We start from the raw sequence: 18,806 nt of genomic DNA on the forward strand, positions 1-18,806 counted from the left end.
TTCTGCGCAATTATTACGCTGTTTCAATAGTGTGATTACTGAAGCAATATTAGACAAGAATGAAAAATAGAAGGGTGCAGGCCGGAAAATCAATATCGTTGCGACGATACTGAACGTCGATAATAAAATGATGGTTGAGTGAGTTTCTAAACTTGGAAGGTGGAAATTTACCCGTGACGGATTAGATAATGTGATCGACAGCATAAAACTAAATGTTTCTGATATTCGTTTATCCGGCTCAGATTTACATGAATCAATATGATGGCGCATTGGAATAATCGTATAGGTGAAATTAACCACGTACTGGATAAAAAACCGCCTTCAATATGAAGGCGGTTATCGATCTCAGCGGTTATTCCTGCGGAGTAGGCTTCTCGGCTTTCCCTGCCATTAACGCGAGGAAGTCATAGCGCTTCTGCAAATCTTCCGCCGCGTCTTTCCACAGCTGCTCGGCCACTTCTGGCTGCTGACTGTTCAGACGGCGGAAACGCTGTTCGTTCATCAACGTTTCGGCGAGCGCGTCAGACGGTGGACGAGAGTCCAGCGCCAGCGGGATTTTGCCTTCATCACCGCGACGTGGGTCGAAGCGGAACAGCGGCCAGAAGCCGGTTGCCGTAAGCTGCCGCATCTGATCGTGGCTTAAGGCCAGATCGTAGCCGTGCTCTTCACAAGGGCTGTAGGCGATGATGATGGACGGCCCCGGATAGGACTCCGCTTCCTGAATCGCTTTCACCGTCTGGTTAAGCTGCGCACCGAGCGAAATCTGCGCCACATAAACATGACCGTACATCATCATGCTGACGCCGAGATCTTTACGCGCTTTGCGCTTGCCGTGCTCGCCAAACTTGGTAACCGCACCGAGCGGCGTCGCTTTTGAAGCCTGGCCGCCGGTGTTGGAGTAACACTGGGTATCGAGCACCAGAATATTGACGTTCTCGGTCAGGCTCATCACATGATCGAGACCACCGAAGCCAATATCGTAGGCCCAGCCGTCGCCGCCAATCAGCCAGATAGACTTCTCTACCAGCGCATCGGCGTCGGTCAGCAGCTCTTCGGCACCTTCAACACCTTTCAGCGCGTTACGCAGTGCAGTGACCTGTTCACGGCGTACCTCTGGCGTAGCGTCGGCGTGCAGCGCTTCGTTCAGCTCAGCTGGAATATGTTCGACAAAACCGTCCAGCAGACGCATTACGCGCTGACGATGCTGATCGACCGTTAAGCGGAAGCCCAGACCAAATTCGGCGTTATCTTCAAACAGCGAGTTGGCCCATGCCGGGCCGCGACCGTTGGCATCGGTGGTGTACGGCGTAGAAGGCAGATTGCCGCCGTAGATAGAAGAACAACCGGTGGCGTTGGCAATCAGCATGCGGTCGCCGTACAGCTGGGTCAGCAGTTTGATATACGGCGTTTCGCCGCAGCCGGAGCAGGCGCCGGAGTATTCAAACAGCGGGGTAATCAGCTGCGAGGTACGAATATCGATACGTTCCAGCTTTCTGCGGTCGATTTCCGGCAGGTCGAGGAAGAAGTCGTAGTTCACTTTCTCCTCTTCAACGTGTTCCAGGCGGGACATCATATTGATGGCCTTGATGCTTGGGTCCTGACGATCTTTTGCCGGGCACACTTCAACGCACAGATTACAGCCGGTGCAATCTTCAGGCGCGACCTGCAGCACGTATTTCTGGCCGCGCATATCGCGGGATTTCACGTCCAGAGAGTGCAGGGAGGTCGGGGCGTTTTCCATCTCTTCTGGAGACACCACTTTGGCACGAATCGCCGAGTGCGGGCAGGCGGCGACGCAGTGGTTACACTGGGTACAGAGATCTTCTTTCCAGATGGGGATCTCTTCGGCAATGTTGCGTTTCTCCCAGCGGGTGGTGCCCACCGGCCAGGTGCCGTCCGGCGGCAACGCGGAGACCGGCAGCGCATCGCCAAGCCCAGCGAGCATCGCGGCGGTCACGGTTTTGACGAAATCTGGCGCGGCATCGGACACTACCGGCGGACGGTTCGGGCTGGTGGAGTTGACCTGCTGCAGCGGGACTTCAAACAGCGACTCGCGCGCCAGTGCCAGCGCCTGCCAGTTACGTTCAACCAGGTCCTGACCTTTGCTGCTGTAGCTTTTGGCGATGGCGTTTTGCAGCTCCATCAGCGCGCTATCGCCCGGCAGGATCTGCGTCAGATGGAAGAAAGCCATCTGCATTACGGTGTTAATACGCGCGGCGAGCCCGCATTCACGGGCGATTTTCGCCGCGTTAATCACGTAGAAGCGCGCTTTTTTCTGATTCAGTACGGCCTGCACTTCCTGCGGCAGCCGCGCCCAGACTTCATCAGCGCTGTAAGGCGTATTGAGCAGGAAAATACCGCCGGGCTTCAGGCGCTCTGCCATCTGGTATTTATCAATAAACTGCAGCTGGTGGCAGCCGACGAAATCAGCCTGCGCTACCAGATAGGCGGAGCGAATTGGCGTATCGCTGACGCGCAGGTGAGAGACCGTCAGGCCGCCGGCCTTTTTGGAGTCGTAGACAAAGTAACCCTGTGCGAACCACGGCGTGGAGTTACCGATTATCTTAATGTTGTTCTTGGTCGCCGAGACGCTACCGTCGCTGCCAAGCCCGTAGAACAGCGCTTCCAGGCGCGCGTGCGAGGGCAACGTATTTTCCGGTAGCGGCAGGGAGAGGTTGGTGACGTCATCGTAAATGCCGACGGTGAAGCGCGGTTTTGGCTTCGCTTCTGAAAGTTCATTAAAGATAGCCAGCACGCAGTCCGGGCCAAACTCTTTTGATGACAGACCATAGCGGCCGCCAATCACGCGCGGCAGGGTTTCACGTTCACCCTGATTAAAAGCTTCCGCCAGCGCGGTCATAACGTCAAGATACAGCGGTTCGGCGAGGGCGCCCGGCTCTTTGGTGCGGTCAAGTACGGCGACGCTACGCGCGCTTTCCGGCAGCGCCTGCAATAAATGCTGCGCGGAGAACGGGCGATAAAGACGCACTTTCAACACGCCGACTTTCTCGCCGCGGGTCAGCAGTTCATCCACCACTTCTTCACAGGTGCCGATCGCGGAGCCCATGATGACGATAACGCGTTCAGCCTGCGGGTGGCCGTAGTACTCGAACGGTTTGTAGTGACGGCCGGTAGCATCAGCGAAGTCAGCCATTGCCTGTTCAACGTGGTCGTATACTGCGTTGTACCACGGGTTTGTGGCTTCGCGAGACTGGAAGTAGGTATCCGGGTTTGCGGAGGTGCCGCGAATGACCGGATGCTCTGGGTTCAGCGCACGGGCGCGATGTGCGGCAATTTCATCCTGCGGCAGCAGCCCGCGAATGGTGTCATCCGCCAATGGCACGATTTTGTTGATTTCGTGCGAGGTGCGGAAACCGTCGAAGAAATGAATAAACGGCACGCGGCTTTTCAGCGTGGCGATATGCGAAATCAGCGCAAAGTCCTGCGCTTCCTGCACGCTACCGGCGCACAGCATTGCGCAACCGGTCTGGCGGATAGCCATGACGTCGGAGTGATCGCCAAAAATAGAGAGCGCGTGGGTTGCTACGGTACGCGCCGCGACGTGCAATACAAACGGGGTCAGCTGACCGGCCAGTTTATAAAGCGTCGGGATCATCAGCAGCAGACCCTGCGATGAAGTGAAAGAGGTCGACAGCGCACCGGTCTGCAACGCGCCGTGCACGGCGGCAATCGCACCGGCTTCGGACTGCATTTCGACCACGCGCGGAACATCGCCCCACACGTTTTTAAGCCCATTTCCCGCCCAGGCATCGGCCTGCTCGGCCATCGTTGAACTCGGCGTGATCGGGTAAATGGCGATGACTTCACTGGTTCGGAACGCCACCGAGGCGACCGCACCATTACCGTCAGTTGTGATCATGGGTTATGACACCTTACATTGCGCAGAAAAGTGGTCCATGGGCATAGCCGCAGACCGGAAATTTATACTTAATAGACTCATCGCTCTTGTCGATGATGTTAGATGAAGTTTAGCAAACCCCGCGCTGAATCATTTTTGCTTTTGTGTCCTTGGGGAGCGTCTACATCAATGATGTGAATGTTTTTCGCCACAAAATTGACAGAAAATGTTTCTGAGGTGCATAAATGCGCGCTTCCTCTCTCGACGTACGTGCGCTCGGTGCCTATGATGCATAGGTTTGTTCCTGTTTTTGCGATTCGGAGGGAAGTGATGCGAGCTGCTTTTTTTGTGGGGTGTGTGGCGCTTTTGTTGTCCGCGTGCAGCAGTGAACCTGAACAGCAGGCCACCGCGGCACACGTTACGCCAGGGATGAGAGCGGCAATGTCCAGCTCAGGCGAAGCAAACTGCGCGATGATTGGCGGAACGCTTTCCGCTGCCCGCCAGCTGGACGGTTCCAGCATCGGGATGTGCGCGCTGCCAAACGGTAAGCGTTGCAGCGAGCAATCTCTGGCGGTAGGAAGCTGCGGTAGCTATTGAGTGTTAACTCACCAGGTCGGCGAGTTTGAAGGTCAGCGTTTGATCGGCGGTTGCCAGCGTCAGCTGATGTTCAGTTAAATCGACCTGGGCTCCCTGCCGGAGCATGTTGCTGAGCGTCGCGTCGAGCTGGTTTAGCTGCGCGTCGCTGCAGAGCTTACGGGTCATCGCCAGGTCGGAGGCTTTTAGCTCGCCGTTGCTGATTTTTGCGGTGCCGGAAAAGCGGTTGCACATCTCGCCGGAGAGATAAATTCTATTTAATAGCGGTTGCTTCTCACCAAAGCTCACTTCGAGCGGCGCGCCGTTGCTATTGACGGTATTGCCATTCACGCTTTCAAGTACAAAACGGTGATGCTGTAGCTGATCGCCGCCGGTCGACATTTTGCTGTTATAGACGCAGCCTGAAAGCAGGGCGGCTGCAGCTAGCAGGAAAAACACTTTCTTCATTGTTCTGGACTTCTTATAAAAATATTGATCAGGTGAATACTACTGAGGGGTTACTGTACAGTGAGAGCGGATTGTGGGGCTTTGCGGAAAATGCTCCTGAGGGGAGTGCCGTCCTTATTGTATTGGCTAAATTTAGTAGGGTAGTACTGAATATATGCCAGTGCGGTGATGGGTTCCGTTCACTTTACGTCAGTCGGAATATGAGGATTTTTCACCGGTGAACGGGCCAAGGGGTGCTTGCTGCACACCCCTTGGCAATCCCCGCGGCCCCGCAGGGAAATCGGTGCTTCGCACTGCGCTCGCCTACGAATTCCAGCCTGCGGCACGGCGAAACTCGAGATTACTCGGCCCATCCATGGGCCTCGCCCCTTCGGGGCCAACGCAAGCGTTGTTCAAAATTGCTCCCGGCAATTTTGTCCTGTCTCGGTTCGCCTCAATCCGCCATCCCTGGCGGATTGACCTTGTCTTTCGTGCTACGGCTCGCCGATTTCCAGCGGGGACTCATCGGTTTCAGTGACATTTGTGTTGTTTTTTGCTGTTAACTGAAAGACCGCACGGTTTTTGGTGGCGTCTAAATCGCCGAAGCGTTTCCCGTAGGCCGGGTCAGCCCACAGGGATGTGGGCTGAGGGTGCAGTTTACAGGGATGTAAACTTGCGCCCGACCCGAAGCCGGAGGGAATAAGCTGAGGGAACCACGAAGTGGCGATTTTGCCGCCAGAGCCTGGGGGGGGCAGGGGGCGGCGGCGATTGGCCGCCCCTTGCGCGCTCTCTGCGCCAGTGCAATTTATATGGCTAGTGCTGGAAGAGAGCGCAACGGAGCGATATCTAAATAAATCTCCACTTACCATAGCCGAAGCCAGGCAGGCAAAACGCATCAAGCAATAGCGTTAGGACAGTCCGCTCCAGCATCAATTTGACGCAGGTTCTCCAGCGTTGTCTCCGAAATGCTGGTTAACGCCTCCGCGGTCAGGAACGCCTGGTGGCCGGTAAACAACACGTTATGACAGGCCGACAGACGACGGAACACATCATCCTGAATCACATCGTTAGACTTATCTTCAAAGAACAGATCGCGCTCGTTCTCATAGACGTCCATCCCCAACGCGCCAATTTTCTGCGTCTTCAGCGCTTCAATCGCCGACTGCGAATCAATTAACGCACCGCGGCTGGTGTTGACGATCATCACGCCATCTTTCATTTTCTCAAACGCGCTTGCGTTGAGCAGATGATAGTTATCCGCGGTCAGCGGGCAGTGCAGCGAGATAACGTCTGACTCAGCAAACAACGTCGGCAGGTCAACGTACTCAACGCCGAGCTCCAGCGCCGCAGCGCTTGGGTACGGGTCGAACGCCAGCAAACGCATCCCGAAGCCTTTCAGAATACGCAGCGCGGCAACGCCGATTTTACCGGTGCCGATAACCCCAGCGGTTTTGCCGAACATGGTAAAACCGGTCAGGCCTTCGAGAGAGAAGTTGGCATCGCGAGTACGCTGATAAGCACGGTGAATACGACGGTTGAGCGTCATCATCATACCGATCGCGTGTTCAGCAACGGCCTCAGGCGAGTAGGCCGGAACGCGCACGACGCGAAGGCCCAGCTCTTTGGCCGCATCAAGATCAACGTTGTTAAAGCCTGCACAGCGCAGCGCGATGTACTTCACGCCGATTTTCTTCAGCTCTTCCAGAACCGGACGGCTACCGTCGTCGTTGACGAAAATACACACCGCTTCACAGCCGTGAGCGGTTTTCGCGGTTTTTTCCGTCAGCAGGAAATCAAAAAATTCAAGTTCAAAGCCATATGTCTCATTAACATTTTGCAGGTACTTTTTGTCGTACTGCTTGGTGCTGTAAACGGCGATTTTCATAAGACTTTTCTCCAATGATTTTAGCGTTAATTTAGCATAATTCAAAAAATCTTACAAAATATAAAAATGTTTTGAAGGCTAAAGTTACGTAAAGAAACTATCACCAGTATACGCGTTTTGACGAGGGGGGCGAAATGGCCTGCTCAATCAGAATCAACTGAAATCCCTCACATTTTATTTTGCAGCAGCTATTCTTAATGCATCACAGCGGCTTTCACTCACAGGTCTGACATGCCACAATATGCTCCTTTGGATCGCTCGTTGCGCGTTCACGGCATGACTGCCTGCTTAATCTGGATATTACTGCACCCATGAAGGGTAAATACAAAGCCGTTATTGCGCTACTCCTGTTATTAGTGCTCCTCCCGTTAACGTTGGTTATGACGCTGGGGTACTGGGTTCCTACGCTGGTGGGCATCTGGCTTCCGGCTGGCACCCGCATTTCGCTAAATGAAAGTCCACGCTTTACCCGCACGTCGCTGCGCATTCCTGATTTACGTTATCTGGTGGGTGACTGTGAGCTCGCTACGCTGAAAGATGTGACGCTGTCACATCCTAGCCGTTGGCAATTACATGCTGCCGCGGTCAATCTGAACTCCGTCTGCTTTAATAAGCTGCCGCAAAATGATGCGGTACCGGGCGCGCCGCGCACACTTGCTGAATGGCAAGCGATGCTGCCGAAAACGTGGCTGACCATTGATTCGCTGAGTATCTCTCCGTGGGAAAAGTGGCAGGGTAAACTCAAGGTGTCGCTTACTGAAAAACGTCAGGAGCTGGAGTATGAGGGCGATCAGGTCACGCTACATGCGCGCCTGCAAGGACAGGCGTTGACCGTCAGTGAGTTTCACGCCAGCCTGCTTGACGGCGAACCGCCGGTGAAGCTGCTCGGTGAATTTACCATGCCGCTGGTGCCGGATGGTCTGCCGGTCAAAGGCCATCTCGAATCCACGTTCCAGGTGCCGCAGGTGCCGTCACTGGTCGATGCCGAGCTGAATTGGGACGGTAATCAGGGGCAACTGGTGATGATGGCGCGCGGTGAAGATGACCCGCTTGCCGATTTTCCGTGGCAGATAACGGAGCAGCAGCTTGTAATCAGCGATGGCCGCTGGAATTGGCCATACCAGGCGGGCATACCGCTGCGCGGACGTGTGGGCGTTAAGCTTGATAACTGGCAGCAGGGCATAGATAAAACGCAGATTACCGGCCGTCTGAGCGTACTGACCTCCGGTGATGCCGGGAAGGGCGTGGCGGTGCTGAACGTGGGGCCGGGCACGCTGAGCATGGATAACAGCGATATGCCGCTGCATCTGGTCGGTGAAGCTAAGCAGGGCGATCTTATCTTTTATGCCAAACTGCCAGCCCAACTGAGCGGCTCCCTGACGTCGCCAACGCTTGCCTTTTTGCCGGGCTCTCTATTGCGATCTCGGGGTCGAGTTATTGATGCACTGAATATCGACGACGTTCGCTGGCCGTTGGCCGGGGTGAAAATTTCGACCCAGGGTATTGATGGTCGTCTGCAGGCGATTCTTCGCGCCCATGAACGACAAACCGGTGACTTTGTGCTGCACCTGGACGGTAAGGCTGATAACTTCCTGCCGGATAAAGGCACCTGGCAGTGGCGTTATTGGGGCGACGGCCACTTCACGCCGATGCAGGCGCGCTGGGATGTCACCGGCACCGGCGAATGGCGCGACAGCGCCATTGTGCTGAACGCGCTTTCCACCGGCTTTGATAAATTGCAGTACGGCACGATGACCATCGACCAGCCGCGTTTGACGCTACAGCAGCCGATCCACTGGATTCGGGATGAACAGCATCCTAAATTTACCGGCGCGCTGGCGCTCGATGCCAAAGAGACCCGCTTTACCGGCGGTAGCGTGCTGCCCGCGTCAGCGCTGAACTTCAGCGTTGATGGGCGTGATCCGACCTTCTTCCAGTTTAAAGGCGACCTGACAGCGCAGAAGATTGGCCCGATTCGCGTGAACGGCCGTTGGGACGGTGAACGTCTGCGCGGGCAGGCCTGGTGGCCGAAACAGTCGCTGACGGTGTTCCAGCCTCTGGTCCCGCCAGACTGGAAAATGAAGCTGCGTGATGGCTCGCTTTATGCCCAGGTGGCGTTCTCTGCGGCGGCAGGGCAAGGTTTTGAAGCGGGCGGTCACGGCGTGCTGCGTAACGGCAGTGCCTGGATGCCGGATAACGAAGTTAACGGCGTGGATTTTGTCCTGCCATTCCGCCTGAAAGCGGGAGTCTGGCAGTTTGGCACCCGTCGCCCGGTCTCTTTGCGCATTGCGGAAATCGTCAACCAGGTGACGGCGCGAAACGTGACGGCTGACCTCCAGGGAACCTGGCCCTGGACCGAAGAGAGCCCGTTACAGTTGAGCGATGTCAGCGTCGACGTGCTCGGTGGCAAAGTGACGATGCAGCAGCTACGTATGCCGCAGCACGATGCGGCGCTGCTGCGCTTGCAGCATATCTCAACCAGCGAATTGATTAGCGCGGTAAACCCGAAACAGTTCGCGATGTCTGGGCCGGTCGACGGTGCGCTGCCGCTGTGGCTGAACGACAGCAAATGGATAATCAAAGACGGCTGGTTGCATAACCCCGGCCCGATGACGCTGAGGCTGGATAAAGACACCGCCGATGCCGTCGCCGACGACAACATTGCCGCCGGGGCGGCGATTAACTGGTTACGCTATATGGAGATCTCGCGTTCATGGACGCGAATCAACCTCGATAGCCTCGGTCATCTGACCTTACAGGCGACGGTGACCGGTACCGGGGTGATGGATAATAAACGAAGCACGGTGCAGCTGAACTATACGCACCAGGAGAATGTTTTTGATTTGTGGCGAAGCCTGCGCTTTGGCGACAAACTTCAATCATGGCTTGAGCAACACGCAACCCTTCCCGGTGTGCCGTGTCGCAGTGGCACGGAATGTAAGGAGCAACAATGAAATTCACCATCGCCGTACTGGGATTGATGGCAACGGGACTGCTATCAGGATGCGTGCCGCGCATTGAAGTGGCAGCGCCGAAAGAGCCGATTACCATCAATATGAACGTGAAAATTGAGCACGAGATCCGCATCAAGGCCGATAAGGACGTTGAGGATCTGCTGAAATCTCGTAGCGATCTATTCTGAGGCCATGATGAGAAAAATGCGGATTATCGCCGTGCTGGCGTTCAGTCTCTTCAGCGTCCAGGCACTGGCGCTTACGCTTCCCGAAGCGCGTCAGCAGGGGCGCGTCGGTGAGACGCAGGGCGGCTATCTGGCGGCCATTGCCCAGGATAGCGAAACCCTGACCCTGGTAAAAAAAATCAACCAGGCGCGCAGCCAAAGCTACCAGCAGCTAGCGCAGAGCAACAATCTGCCGCAGCAGGAGGTCGCCAGGCTTGCCGGGAAGAAGCTGATTGAAAAAGCGCAGTCGGGGGAATACGTCCAGGGCATTAACGGCCAGTGGGTGCGCAAGTAACGGTCGGAACGTATAAGAAAAAACGCATTACGGTTGAAAGAGGAGTGGAAACTCGCTCATACTCTCGGCATGTAACCTGTTCGCCGGTAACGATTTTACCGGCTGCACATGAGAATAATAAAGGAACTCCCAATGGCAGAAGAAACGATTTTCAGCAAAATCATTCGTCGTGAAATCCCATCAGATATCGTCTATCAGGACGAACTGGTGACCGCCTTCCGTGATATTTCTCCGCAGGCGCCGACCCATATTTTAATCATCCCTAATACGCTGATTGCCACCACCAACGACGTGACCGCCGAGCATGAGCTGGCGCTGGGCCGTATGGTGACCGTGGCGGCGAAAATCGCGCAGCAAGAAGGGATTGCTGAAGACGGCTATCGTCTGATCATGAACTGCAACCGTCACGGTGGGCAGGAAGTTTACCACATCCATATGCACCTGGTGGGCGGTCGCCCGCTGGGGCCAATGCTGGCGCATAAAGGCTAATCTATGAAACCGGTCTGTCTGGGTCTTGTACTTTGCGCGACGCTGCTTGCCGGATGCCATTCGCACCCGGAAATTGCGGTCAGCGAACAGCAAACGCTGGTGATGGAATCCAACGTCCTGGCGGCGGGGGTCAGCGCGGAAAAACCGGAGCTGAATTCGTCAGATATCCAGGCTACCGCCAGCTCGAAGCTGTATAACGAAAGGCGAGAGCCAGTCACCGTTCACTATCGTTTTTATTGGTATGACGCCAGAGGGCTGGAAATGCACCCGCTCGAAGCGCCGCGCAGCATCACGGTTCCTCCGATGGGATCGGTCACGCTGTACGGGACGGCTGACGGTCTTGGGGCGCATAAAGCCCGGCTTTATCTTTATCTCTGAGGGGTAAACTGGAATGAGTAAATTGGGTCGCTATGCGTTAATTGCTTCCCTGGCGATGTTCCTCGCTGGGTGTGCGGTGCGTGAACAACCGGCACCGGTCGACACGGCCAATCCACAGCAGCCGCAGCAGCCAACCGAACCGCAGCAGCCGGTACCAACGGTACCAAGCGTGCCGACGATCCCGCAGCAGCCGGGGCCGATTGAACACGGTGGTGATACGTCAGCGCAGCCAACGCCTCGCGTACGTCACTATGACTGGAACGGTGCCGCGCAGCCGCTGGTCGGCCAGATGTTACAGGCGGGCGGTGTCAATGCAGGAAGCATTCTGCTGGTTGATAGCGTCAACAACCGTACCAACGGTTCGCTGAACGCCGGTGAGGCGACCACCGCGCTGCGCAATGCGCTGGCGGGCAACGGTAAATTCACCCTGGTTTCAGCCCAACAGCTGGCGGTAGCGAAACAGCAGTTAGGCCTGTCGCCGCAGGATAGCCTTGGCTCCCGCAGCAAAGCGATGGGGATTGCCCGCAACGTTGGCGCGCAGTATGTGCTTTATTCCAACGCCACCGGCAACGTTAACTCGCCGGTGCTGCAAATGCAGCTGATGCTGGTTCAGACCGGGGAAATTGTCTGGTCAGGTAAGGGTGCGGTTGCGCAACAATAAGCTCACGCGTGAGGCACTTCTGTCACGCGAATTCCCGCACTATCACATTGTCGCCAGCCCCGAAACCGCGGGGCTGAGCGGCAGTAGCTGTATTCTGCAAAACGGTGAACGACGTCTGGTGCTTCGACAGCACCACGACCCGGATGCACCTGAAAGCGACTTCCTCCGACAGTATCATGCCCTGCGACGGCTTCCACCGACGCTGGCACCAAAGCCTATTTTTTATACGCCTGGCTGGATGGCGGTTGAATTTTTAGCCGGTGAGATCAAAAGCGTGCTCCCGGCGCATCGTCCGCTGGCCACTCTCCTGTATGATTTGCACCAGCAGCATCGATTTGGTTGGGCGCTGTCGCTTAAGCCGCTGCTTGAATACTACTGGCAGCAGTGCGACCCGGCGCGACGCACGCCGCTGTGGCTACGTGAACTACAGCGGTTGAAAAAACAGGGTGAACCGCTGGCGTTGAGACTGGCGCCGCTGCATATGGACGTTCATGCGGGTAATATCGTCCATACCCCGGAGGGGCTGCGGCTCATCGACTGGGAGTATGCCGGAGACGGGGACGTGGCGCTGGAACTGGCCGCCGTCTGGACGCCCGATAATGAACAGCGCTACCGGCTTTCACAAGCATATGCTGAACGGGCGAAAATCTCTCCCGATCTCCTCTGGAGACAGGTCAAGCGCTGGCGGCCTTGGGTATTGATGCTAATGGCAGGCTGGTTCGAATGTCGCTGGCAGCAAAGCGGTGACAAACAATTTATTACGCTGGCGGATGAAATATGGCGCCAGCTTAGCGACAAAAAGGAGGCCGTGTGGGGCCAGTAATGTTGGATGTTGAAGGCTACGAGCTGGATGCCGAAGAACGTGAGATTCTGGCGCATCCGCTGGTGGGCGGTTTAATTCTCTTCACCCGGAACTATCACGATCCCGAGCAGCTTCGCGAGCTGGTACGTCAGATTCGTAGCGCGTCCCGTAACCATCTGGTGGTGGCGGTCGATCAGGAAGGCGGGCGCGTCCAGCGTTTCCGTGAAGGTTTTACCCGGCTGCCTGCGGCGCAATCTTTTGCTGCCGTGCTGGGTGAAGAAGCGGGCGGTCGCATGGCGAGCGATGCGGGATGGCTGATGGCGAGCGAAATGATTGCCATGGACATCGATATCAGCTTTGCGCCGGTGCTGGACGTCGGCCATATCTGCACCGCCATCGGCGAGCGCTCCTATCATGCCGATCCGCACAAAGCGCTGGCGATGGCGCGTCATTTCATTGACGGCATGCACAGCGCCGGAATGAAAACCACCGGGAAGCATTTCCCCGGGCACGGTGCGGTCACCGCTGACTCGCATAAAGAGACGCCGCATGACTTGCGTTCAGAGGCTGAAATCCGCGCCAAAGATATGGCGGTGTTCAAAACGTTGATTACTGAAAACGCGCTCGACGCCATTATGCCCGCGCACGTCATCTATGATGATGTAGACCCACGCCCGGCCAGCGGTTCGCCGCACTGGCTGAAAACGGTGCTCCGTGGTGAACTGGGCTTTGACGGCGTTATCTTCTCTGACGATTTATCGATGGAAGGCGCGGCGATTATGGGCAGCTATGCCGAACGTGGCCAGGCGTCGCTGGATGCAGGTTGCGATATGATCCTCGTCTGCAATAATCGTAAAGGGGCCGTCAGCGTGTTAGATAACCTGTCGCCGATCAACGCTGAGCGTGTTACGAAGTTGTATCATAAAGGTTCATTTAGCCGTCAGGAACTGATGGACTCCGCCCGCTGGAAAACGGTTAGCGCAGAGCTGGAGCAACTCCACGAACGCTGGCAGGAAGAGAAGGCTGGTCATTAACCCTCCCGGTGTGGGAGTAATGGTGTGGTGAGGATACGATGATTATCTATTTACACGGTTTTGACTCGAATAGCCCAGGTAACCATGAAAAAGTGCTGCAACTGCAGTTTATCGACCCGGACGTGCGGTTGATTAGCTACAGTACGCTGCACCCGAAACATGACATGCAGCATTTGCTCAAGGAAGTGGACAAGATGCTGCAACTGAGCGCCGATGAACGTCCGCTGATTTGCGGCGTAGGGCTCGGCGGTTTTTGGGCGGAGCGTATCGGCTTCCTGTGTGATATTCGTCAGGTGATGTTCAACCCGAACCTGTTCCCGAATGAGAACATGGACGGCAAGATTGATCGCCCGGAAGAGTATGCCGATATCGCCACCAAGTGCGTGAATAACTTCCGCGAGAAGAACCGTGACCGCTGTCTGGCTATTCTCTCTCGCCATGATGATGCGCTGGATAGCCAGCGTTCCGCTGAGATGCTGCATAATTACTATGAGATTATCTGGGATGAAGAGCAGGGACATAAGTTCAAGAATATCTCCCCGCATTTGCAGCGGATCAAAGCCTTTAAAACACTAGGCTAAATCGGCTTGAAGAGGCCCCGGCAACGCTGCGTTGTCGGGGCTTTTTTTGTTAATTTTTAACCCCGCCACGCGTTTATCCGCTATTAAAAATACCGTTCGCTCAACTTCTGTGCGATAAAACTTGATGCACATCAATTTTGGTATGACCAATGCACCATTCATGTTATTCTCATTGCAGCTGAATGGTTTCACACAAGTAACTTGTTGTTAATTAAAGGCTATATTCATAACTTTTAATTAACAATTGGTTAATAAATTTTAAGGGGGTCACATGACTACGCCAATGAAAAAAATCGTAATTGTGGGTGGTGGTGCTGGCGGCCTGGAACTGGCTACTCAACTGGGTAGAAAGCTTGGCCGCAGTAAAAAAGCAAAAATCACGCTGGTGGATCGTAACCATAGCCACCTGTGGAAACCGCTGCTGCACGAAGTGGCCACCGGGTCTCTGGATGAAGGCGTGGATGCGCTGAGCTACCTGGCGCACGCGCGTAATCATCACTTCCAGTTCCAGCTGGGTTCGGTGATGGACATCAACCGCGAAACAAAAACCATTACCATCGCTGAGCTTCGCGATGAAAAGGGTGAGCTGCTGGTGCCTGAGCGTAAAGTGGCGTACGACACGCTGGTGATGGCGCTGGGCAGTACCTCCAACGACTTCAACACGCCGGGCGTAAAAGATCACTGTATCTTCCTCGACAACCCGCATCAGGCGCGCCGTTTCCATCAGGAAATGCTGAACCTGTTCCTGAAATATTCCGCGAACCTGGGTGCCAACGGCAAGGTCAATATCGCCATTGTCGGCGGTGGGGCGACCGGCGTTGAGCTGTCCGCTGAGCTGCATAACGCGGTTAAACAGCTGCATAGCTACGGCTACAAAGGCTTAAGCAACGAAGCGCTGAACGTGACGCTGGTGGAAGCCGGTGAGCGAATTCTGCCTGCGCTGCCGCCGCGCATCTCCGGTGCGGCACACAGTGAGCTGACCAAAATGGGCGTACGCGTACTGACTCAGACGATGGTCACCAGCGCTGACGCAGGCGGCCTTCACACCAAAGACGGTGAGTATATTGAAGCGGATCTGATGGTTTGGGCTGCCGGTATTAAAGCACCAGACTTTATGAAAGAGATTGGCGGGCTGGAAACCAACCGTATTAACCAACTGGTAGTGGAGCCAACGCTGCAAACCACCCGCGACCAGGATATTTACGCGATTGGCGACTGCGCGTCCTGTGCGCGTCCTGAAGGCGGCTTTGTGCCACCACGTGCTCAGGCTGCCCACCAGATGGCAACCTGCGCGCTGAACAACATTCTGGCGCAGATGAAGGGCAAAGAGCTGAAAGCCTATAGCTATAAAGACCACGGTTCTCTGGTGTCGCTCTCTAACTACTCCACCGTCGGCAGTCTGATGGGCAACCTGATGCGCGGCTCGATGATGATTGAAGGGCGCATCGCGCGTATGGTCTACATCTCTCTGTACCGTATGCACCAGATTGCGCTGCACGGGTACGTGAAAACCGGCTTGATGATGCTGGTGGGCAGCATTAACCGCGTGATTCGTCCGCGTCTGAAGCTGCATTAATCATCGCGCTGTTCCCGGCGTCGGCGTTCACGCCGACGCCGGGAAATCCCCTCCTCAGAATCCTCCGAAACACCCAGCACGCCACATTAAATCCTGCTTTTGCGCTTTTGTCTGATAGGCACTGCTAACGATCAGTTGCACAATTGTTAGCAATAGCAACATAGGAGGATCTCCCGTGAATAAATCAATGTTGGCGGGTATTGGTATTGGCGTTGCAGCCGCACTTGGGGTTGCCGCCGTAGCGAGTATGAACGTTTTCGACCGTGGCCCGCAGTATGCGCAGGTTATCTCCGCTACACCAATCAAGGAAACCGTCAAAAATCCGCGTCAGGAGTGCCGTAACGTGACGGTCACTCATCGTCGTCCTGTACAGGATGAAAACCGTATCGCAGGCTCTGTGCTGGGGGCTGTTGCGGGCGGCGTCATTGGACATCAATTTGGTGGCGGGCACGGTAAAAGTGTCGCTACCGTGGTCGGCGCTTTAGGCGGCGGCTATGCCGGTAATCAGGTGCAGGGTGCAATGCAGAATAATGACACCTACACCACCAACGAGCAGCGCTGTAAGACGGTGTACGACAAGTCTGAGAAAACGCTCGGTTATGATGTGACCTACAAAATCGGCGACCAGCAGGGCAAAATCCGTATGGATAAACAGCCTGGTAGCCAGATACCGCTGGATAGCAATGGTCAGCTGGTACTGAATAAAGCCTAAAATAGCCGTGAATATGCTGTTCGCCCCTCATTCTTTCAGAGTGAGGGGCGTTTTTTTACTGCTCGGCAATCATCTGCGGCCAGAGGCGCAGCGTGGTGTCGGTAATTTGCATCAGCGTCTCAAAGCTTGCCCCCTCGCGGGCGCTAATTGACATCCCCTGCAAAATACAGCTTAAGAACTGTGCCACCTCGGTGACGTTGTTCCCTGCCGGAATTTCCCCACGCGATTGACGCAGCGAAAGGAACTGATTCAGCGTCTGTTCCTGTACTGCATGACGAGACTTAATCGTTTTCGCAATTTCTTTTGACGATGCCGCCAGCGCCGCAGAGGTATTGATCATAAAGCAGCCCGCGGGGGTATCCTTGCTGGTGAAACAGGTCGCAACGGCGGTGAAGTAGTTGCGAAGCGCTTCTATAACCGGCTGCTCATCGCAGAACAGACAGGCTTCGTTTTTGGAAGCAAAGTGCGTGATGTAGTGATCGAGAACGGCGCGGAACAGCCCCTCTTTATTCACAAACTCGGCGTATAGCGTCGGCGCTTTTGCACCCGTAGCTTCGACAAGGTCGGAGAGGGATGTTGCTTCATAGCCATACTGCCAGAATAGCGTCATCGCTTTATCAAGCGCCGCTTCCCGGTCGAATACTTTAGGTCGACCGCGGCCTTTTTTCGCGCAACTTTGCGTGTCAGTTGTCATCGTGCCGCCTACCTTAGTCGGTGTTTAATGAACGTTCATTATAAAAATATTCCACGAAAGGGGCTAGCGCTTCCGTAACGAAAAATAAAAAGAACATATTCATATGAAAAATATATGAATCTTTATTAAATAAACGATCGTTATAAAAATCCGTTGACGTGTGACGCAGATCTCATTATGATTAACCTATCGATCGTTAAGTTAATAACGCCTGACCTACAAAAATCATCTGCAAAGGTAATAATCATGAAAAACGTAAAAACTCTGGCCATCGCAGCCGTACTAAGCTCCCTGTCATTTGCAAGCTTTGCCGCCGTTGAAGTGCAATCTACTCCGGCAGACCAGCATAAAGTCGGTAGCATCTCTGCTTCCGCAGGCCCTAACCTGGCGTCTCTGGAACAAGAATTGGCTCAGAAAGCGGATGACATGGGTGCGAAATCATTCCGTATCACTTCCGTTAGCGGTCCAAATAACCTGCACGGCACCGCAGTCATCTATAAATAAGCGTTAAAACCCTCATAATGCTTATGTCACTGCTATAAAAAAGGCCCTGAGCGTATCCCGCTCAGGGCCTTTTACTTTGTGGCTTCGGTTACATATTTTGCTGAGCGACGTCGTGATGACGGGTGACATCAACCGGCATCCCGGAACGCACATCCATCACTTTATTCATCACGGCGGTGTCCGTATTGGCATCCTGGCTAAACGCCTTCATGCTCGCGTTCAGGACGATAGGCAGGGTTTGCGGATCGTCATCAATATGCTCAGACAGCGGCTGGTGAACTTCGACCAGGCGCACGCCGTTTGGCTCTACCGATGTTTTAATTGGCGTATTAATGATGGTTACTTTCGTCCCCGGCGTAACCTGCTCGAATAGTGCTTTGATGTCGTTATCGCGCAGACGAATACAGCCAGAGCTCACGCGCATGCCGATACCAAAATCGGCGTTGGTGCCGTGAAGCAGGTAGACGCCACCGTAAGCGGCCAGACGAATAGCGTGATGGCCCATTGGGTTATCAGGGCCAGCTGGCATCACCGCAGGAAGTTCAATCCCCTGGGCTTTATAGCGTGCGCGGATATTGGCGGTTGGCGTCCAGGTCGGGTTGGCGCGCTTATCGGATACAGTGGTCACCATGGTTGGCGTTACCGTTGTACCGCCTAGCTGGCCGATGCCGATAGGGTAGACGGTGACCGTATTTTTGCCCGGAGGGTAGTAGTAGAGGCGCAGCTCTGCCAGGTTCAGCACGATACCTTCGCGCGGCACGTCCGGTAGCAGCGTCTGCAGCGGAATGGTTAATACGCTTCCGGCGCGCGGAACGTAGGGGTCAACGCCCGGGTTGGCCTGTAAGAGAGCCAGAAATCCCACGTTGTATTTTTTGGCGATCGACTCCAGCGAACCGCCGTTGTTCTCGACGACGTGAAAGCGGTTTTCGCCCACCAATCGACTCCCCGGCGGTGGAAGCGGCCAGCTATTGGCGCTGGCGGGCAGCGCCACGCAGGCAGCGAGGAATAATCCCACCAACCAGCGTGAAAGTTGCAGTGTTTGTCTCATGACGATAATCCCCAAAGTCCGAATGTGTTGCCTAAAAGTTAAAGCGACTATTATGCGGAAGGGAACTGTAGGGAAGTGCTAAGGGATTGA

General features: G+C 55.1%; 19 protein-coding genes. 13 read left to right on the forward strand and 6 right to left on the reverse strand.

Annotated elements, in window-relative coordinates; all coding sequences use genetic code 11:
- Positions 1–352: 352 nt before the first annotated feature.
- Positions 353–3,880 (reverse strand): pyruvate:ferredoxin (flavodoxin) oxidoreductase, encoded by a 3,528-nt coding sequence (gene nifJ / locus RDN66_RS00420; protein WP_308537443.1) that lies wholly within the window; start codon positions 3,878–3,880, stop codon positions 353–355.
- Between the two features lie 309 nt (positions 3,881–4,189).
- Here nifJ and RDN66_RS00425 point away from each other — a divergent pair, with 309 nt between their 5' ends.
- Complete coding sequence (locus RDN66_RS00425; RefSeq protein ID WP_202215820.1) at positions 4,190–4,456, forward strand: DUF333 domain-containing protein; 267 nt, start codon at positions 4,190–4,192, stop codon at positions 4,454–4,456.
- A gap of 3 nt (positions 4,457–4,459) precedes the next feature.
- On the opposite strand, the gene hslJ is transcribed toward RDN66_RS00425, so the two are convergent.
- Both hslJ and RDN66_RS00435 read right to left on the reverse strand, forming a co-directional pair.
- The gene (hslJ, locus tag RDN66_RS00430; protein ID WP_123650467.1) at positions 4,460–4,900 is read right to left on the reverse strand and encodes a heat shock protein HslJ; all 441 of its coding nucleotides are present in this window, start codon (positions 4,898–4,900) and stop codon (positions 4,460–4,462) included.
- Positions 4,901–5,774: 874 nt separating this feature from the next.
- A complete protein-coding gene (locus RDN66_RS00435) occupies positions 5,775–6,764 on the reverse strand; it encodes a 2-hydroxyacid dehydrogenase (protein ID WP_035895788.1) in 990 nt (329 codons plus the stop codon).
- A 311-nt stretch (positions 6,765–7,075) separates the two neighbouring features.
- On the opposite strand from RDN66_RS00435, the gene RDN66_RS00440 reads away from it, so the two are divergent.
- The 9 genes from RDN66_RS00440 to ycfP all read left to right on the forward strand — a co-directional run bounded on the left by RDN66_RS00440 (position 7,076) and on the right by ycfP (position 14,182).
- Complete coding sequence (locus tag RDN66_RS00440; RefSeq protein WP_202215819.1) at positions 7,076–9,718, forward strand: YdbH family protein; 2,643 nt, start codon at positions 7,076–7,078, stop codon at positions 9,716–9,718.
- On the forward strand, positions 9,715–9,906 hold the full coding sequence (locus RDN66_RS00445) for a YnbE family lipoprotein (protein ID WP_035895792.1): 192 nt from the start codon (positions 9,715–9,717) through the stop codon (positions 9,904–9,906). The genes RDN66_RS00440 and RDN66_RS00445 overlap by 4 nt, the downstream gene beginning before the upstream one ends.
- 7 nt (positions 9,907–9,913) lie before the next feature.
- Entirely contained in the window at positions 9,914–10,237 is a 324-nt protein-coding gene (locus tag RDN66_RS00450; protein ID WP_202218122.1) for a YdbL family protein, read from the forward strand.
- Between the two features lie 132 nt (positions 10,238–10,369).
- On the forward strand, positions 10,370–10,726 hold the full coding sequence (gene hinT / locus RDN66_RS00455; protein ID WP_035895794.1) for a purine nucleoside phosphoramidase: 357 nt from the start codon (positions 10,370–10,372) through the stop codon (positions 10,724–10,726).
- A gap of 3 nt (positions 10,727–10,729) precedes the next feature.
- A complete protein-coding gene (locus RDN66_RS00460) occupies positions 10,730–11,104 on the forward strand; it encodes a YcfL family protein (RefSeq protein ID WP_035895796.1) in 375 nt (124 codons plus the stop codon).
- Between the two features lie 22 nt (positions 11,105–11,126).
- Positions 11,127–11,765: a penicillin-binding protein activator LpoB gene (gene lpoB, locus RDN66_RS00465; RefSeq protein WP_202218121.1), complete on the forward strand. Its 639-nt coding sequence runs from the start codon at positions 11,127–11,129 to the stop codon at positions 11,763–11,765.
- The gene (gene thiK / locus RDN66_RS00470) at positions 11,746–12,588 is read left to right on the forward strand and encodes a thiamine kinase (RefSeq protein WP_202215818.1); all 843 of its coding nucleotides are present in this window, start codon (positions 11,746–11,748) and stop codon (positions 12,586–12,588) included. Before lpoB ends, thiK begins: the two co-directional genes overlap by 20 nt.
- Entirely contained in the window at positions 12,576–13,601 is a 1,026-nt protein-coding gene (gene nagZ / locus RDN66_RS00475) for a beta-N-acetylhexosaminidase (RefSeq protein WP_202215817.1), read from the forward strand. The genes thiK and nagZ overlap by 13 nt, the downstream gene beginning before the upstream one ends.
- A 38-nt stretch (positions 13,602–13,639) precedes the next feature.
- A complete protein-coding gene (gene ycfP, locus RDN66_RS00480; protein ID WP_308537444.1) occupies positions 13,640–14,182 on the forward strand; it encodes an alpha/beta hydrolase YcfP in 543 nt (180 codons plus the stop codon).
- On the opposite strand, the gene RDN66_RS00485 is transcribed toward ycfP, so the two are convergent.
- On the reverse strand, positions 14,174–14,344 hold the full coding sequence (locus RDN66_RS00485; protein ID WP_202218184.1) for a hypothetical protein: 171 nt from the start codon (positions 14,342–14,344) through the stop codon (positions 14,174–14,176). The two genes, ycfP and RDN66_RS00485, sit on opposite strands and share 9 nt — an antisense overlap.
- Positions 14,345–14,453: 109 nt before the next feature.
- On the opposite strand from RDN66_RS00485, the gene RDN66_RS00490 reads away from it, so the two are divergent.
- Both RDN66_RS00490 and RDN66_RS00495 read left to right on the forward strand, forming a co-directional pair.
- Positions 14,454–15,758 carry an NAD(P)/FAD-dependent oxidoreductase gene (locus tag RDN66_RS00490; RefSeq protein WP_202215815.1) on the forward strand — a complete coding sequence of 435 codons (1,305 nt, stop codon included), beginning with the start codon at positions 14,454–14,456 and terminating at the stop codon, positions 15,756–15,758.
- A gap of 175 nt (positions 15,759–15,933) precedes the next feature.
- On the forward strand, positions 15,934–16,470 hold the full coding sequence (locus RDN66_RS00495; protein WP_035895807.1) for a glycine zipper 2TM domain-containing protein: 537 nt from the start codon (positions 15,934–15,936) through the stop codon (positions 16,468–16,470).
- 55 nt (positions 16,471–16,525) lie between these two features.
- On the opposite strand, the gene RDN66_RS00500 is transcribed toward RDN66_RS00495, so the two are convergent.
- Positions 16,526–17,164 (reverse strand): TetR/AcrR family transcriptional regulator, encoded by a 639-nt coding sequence (locus tag RDN66_RS00500; protein WP_308537445.1) that lies wholly within the window; start codon positions 17,162–17,164, stop codon positions 16,526–16,528.
- Between the two features lie 246 nt (positions 17,165–17,410).
- Between RDN66_RS00500 and bhsA the strand changes: the two genes are divergently transcribed.
- The gene (gene bhsA, locus RDN66_RS00505) at positions 17,411–17,668 is read left to right on the forward strand and encodes a multiple stress resistance protein BhsA (RefSeq protein ID WP_035895811.1); all 258 of its coding nucleotides are present in this window, start codon (positions 17,411–17,413) and stop codon (positions 17,666–17,668) included.
- 88 nt (positions 17,669–17,756) lie between these two features.
- On the opposite strand, the gene RDN66_RS00510 is transcribed toward bhsA, so the two are convergent.
- Positions 17,757–18,716 (reverse strand): L,D-transpeptidase family protein, encoded by a 960-nt coding sequence (locus RDN66_RS00510; RefSeq protein WP_123650459.1) that lies wholly within the window; start codon positions 18,714–18,716, stop codon positions 17,757–17,759.
- Positions 18,717–18,806: the final 90 nt, after the last annotated feature.

The organism is uncultured Kluyvera sp. (genome assembly GCF_902485085.1).
In the GTDB taxonomy this organism is placed as follows: Bacteria; Pseudomonadota; Gammaproteobacteria; order Enterobacterales; family Enterobacteriaceae; genus Kluyvera; species Kluyvera ascorbata.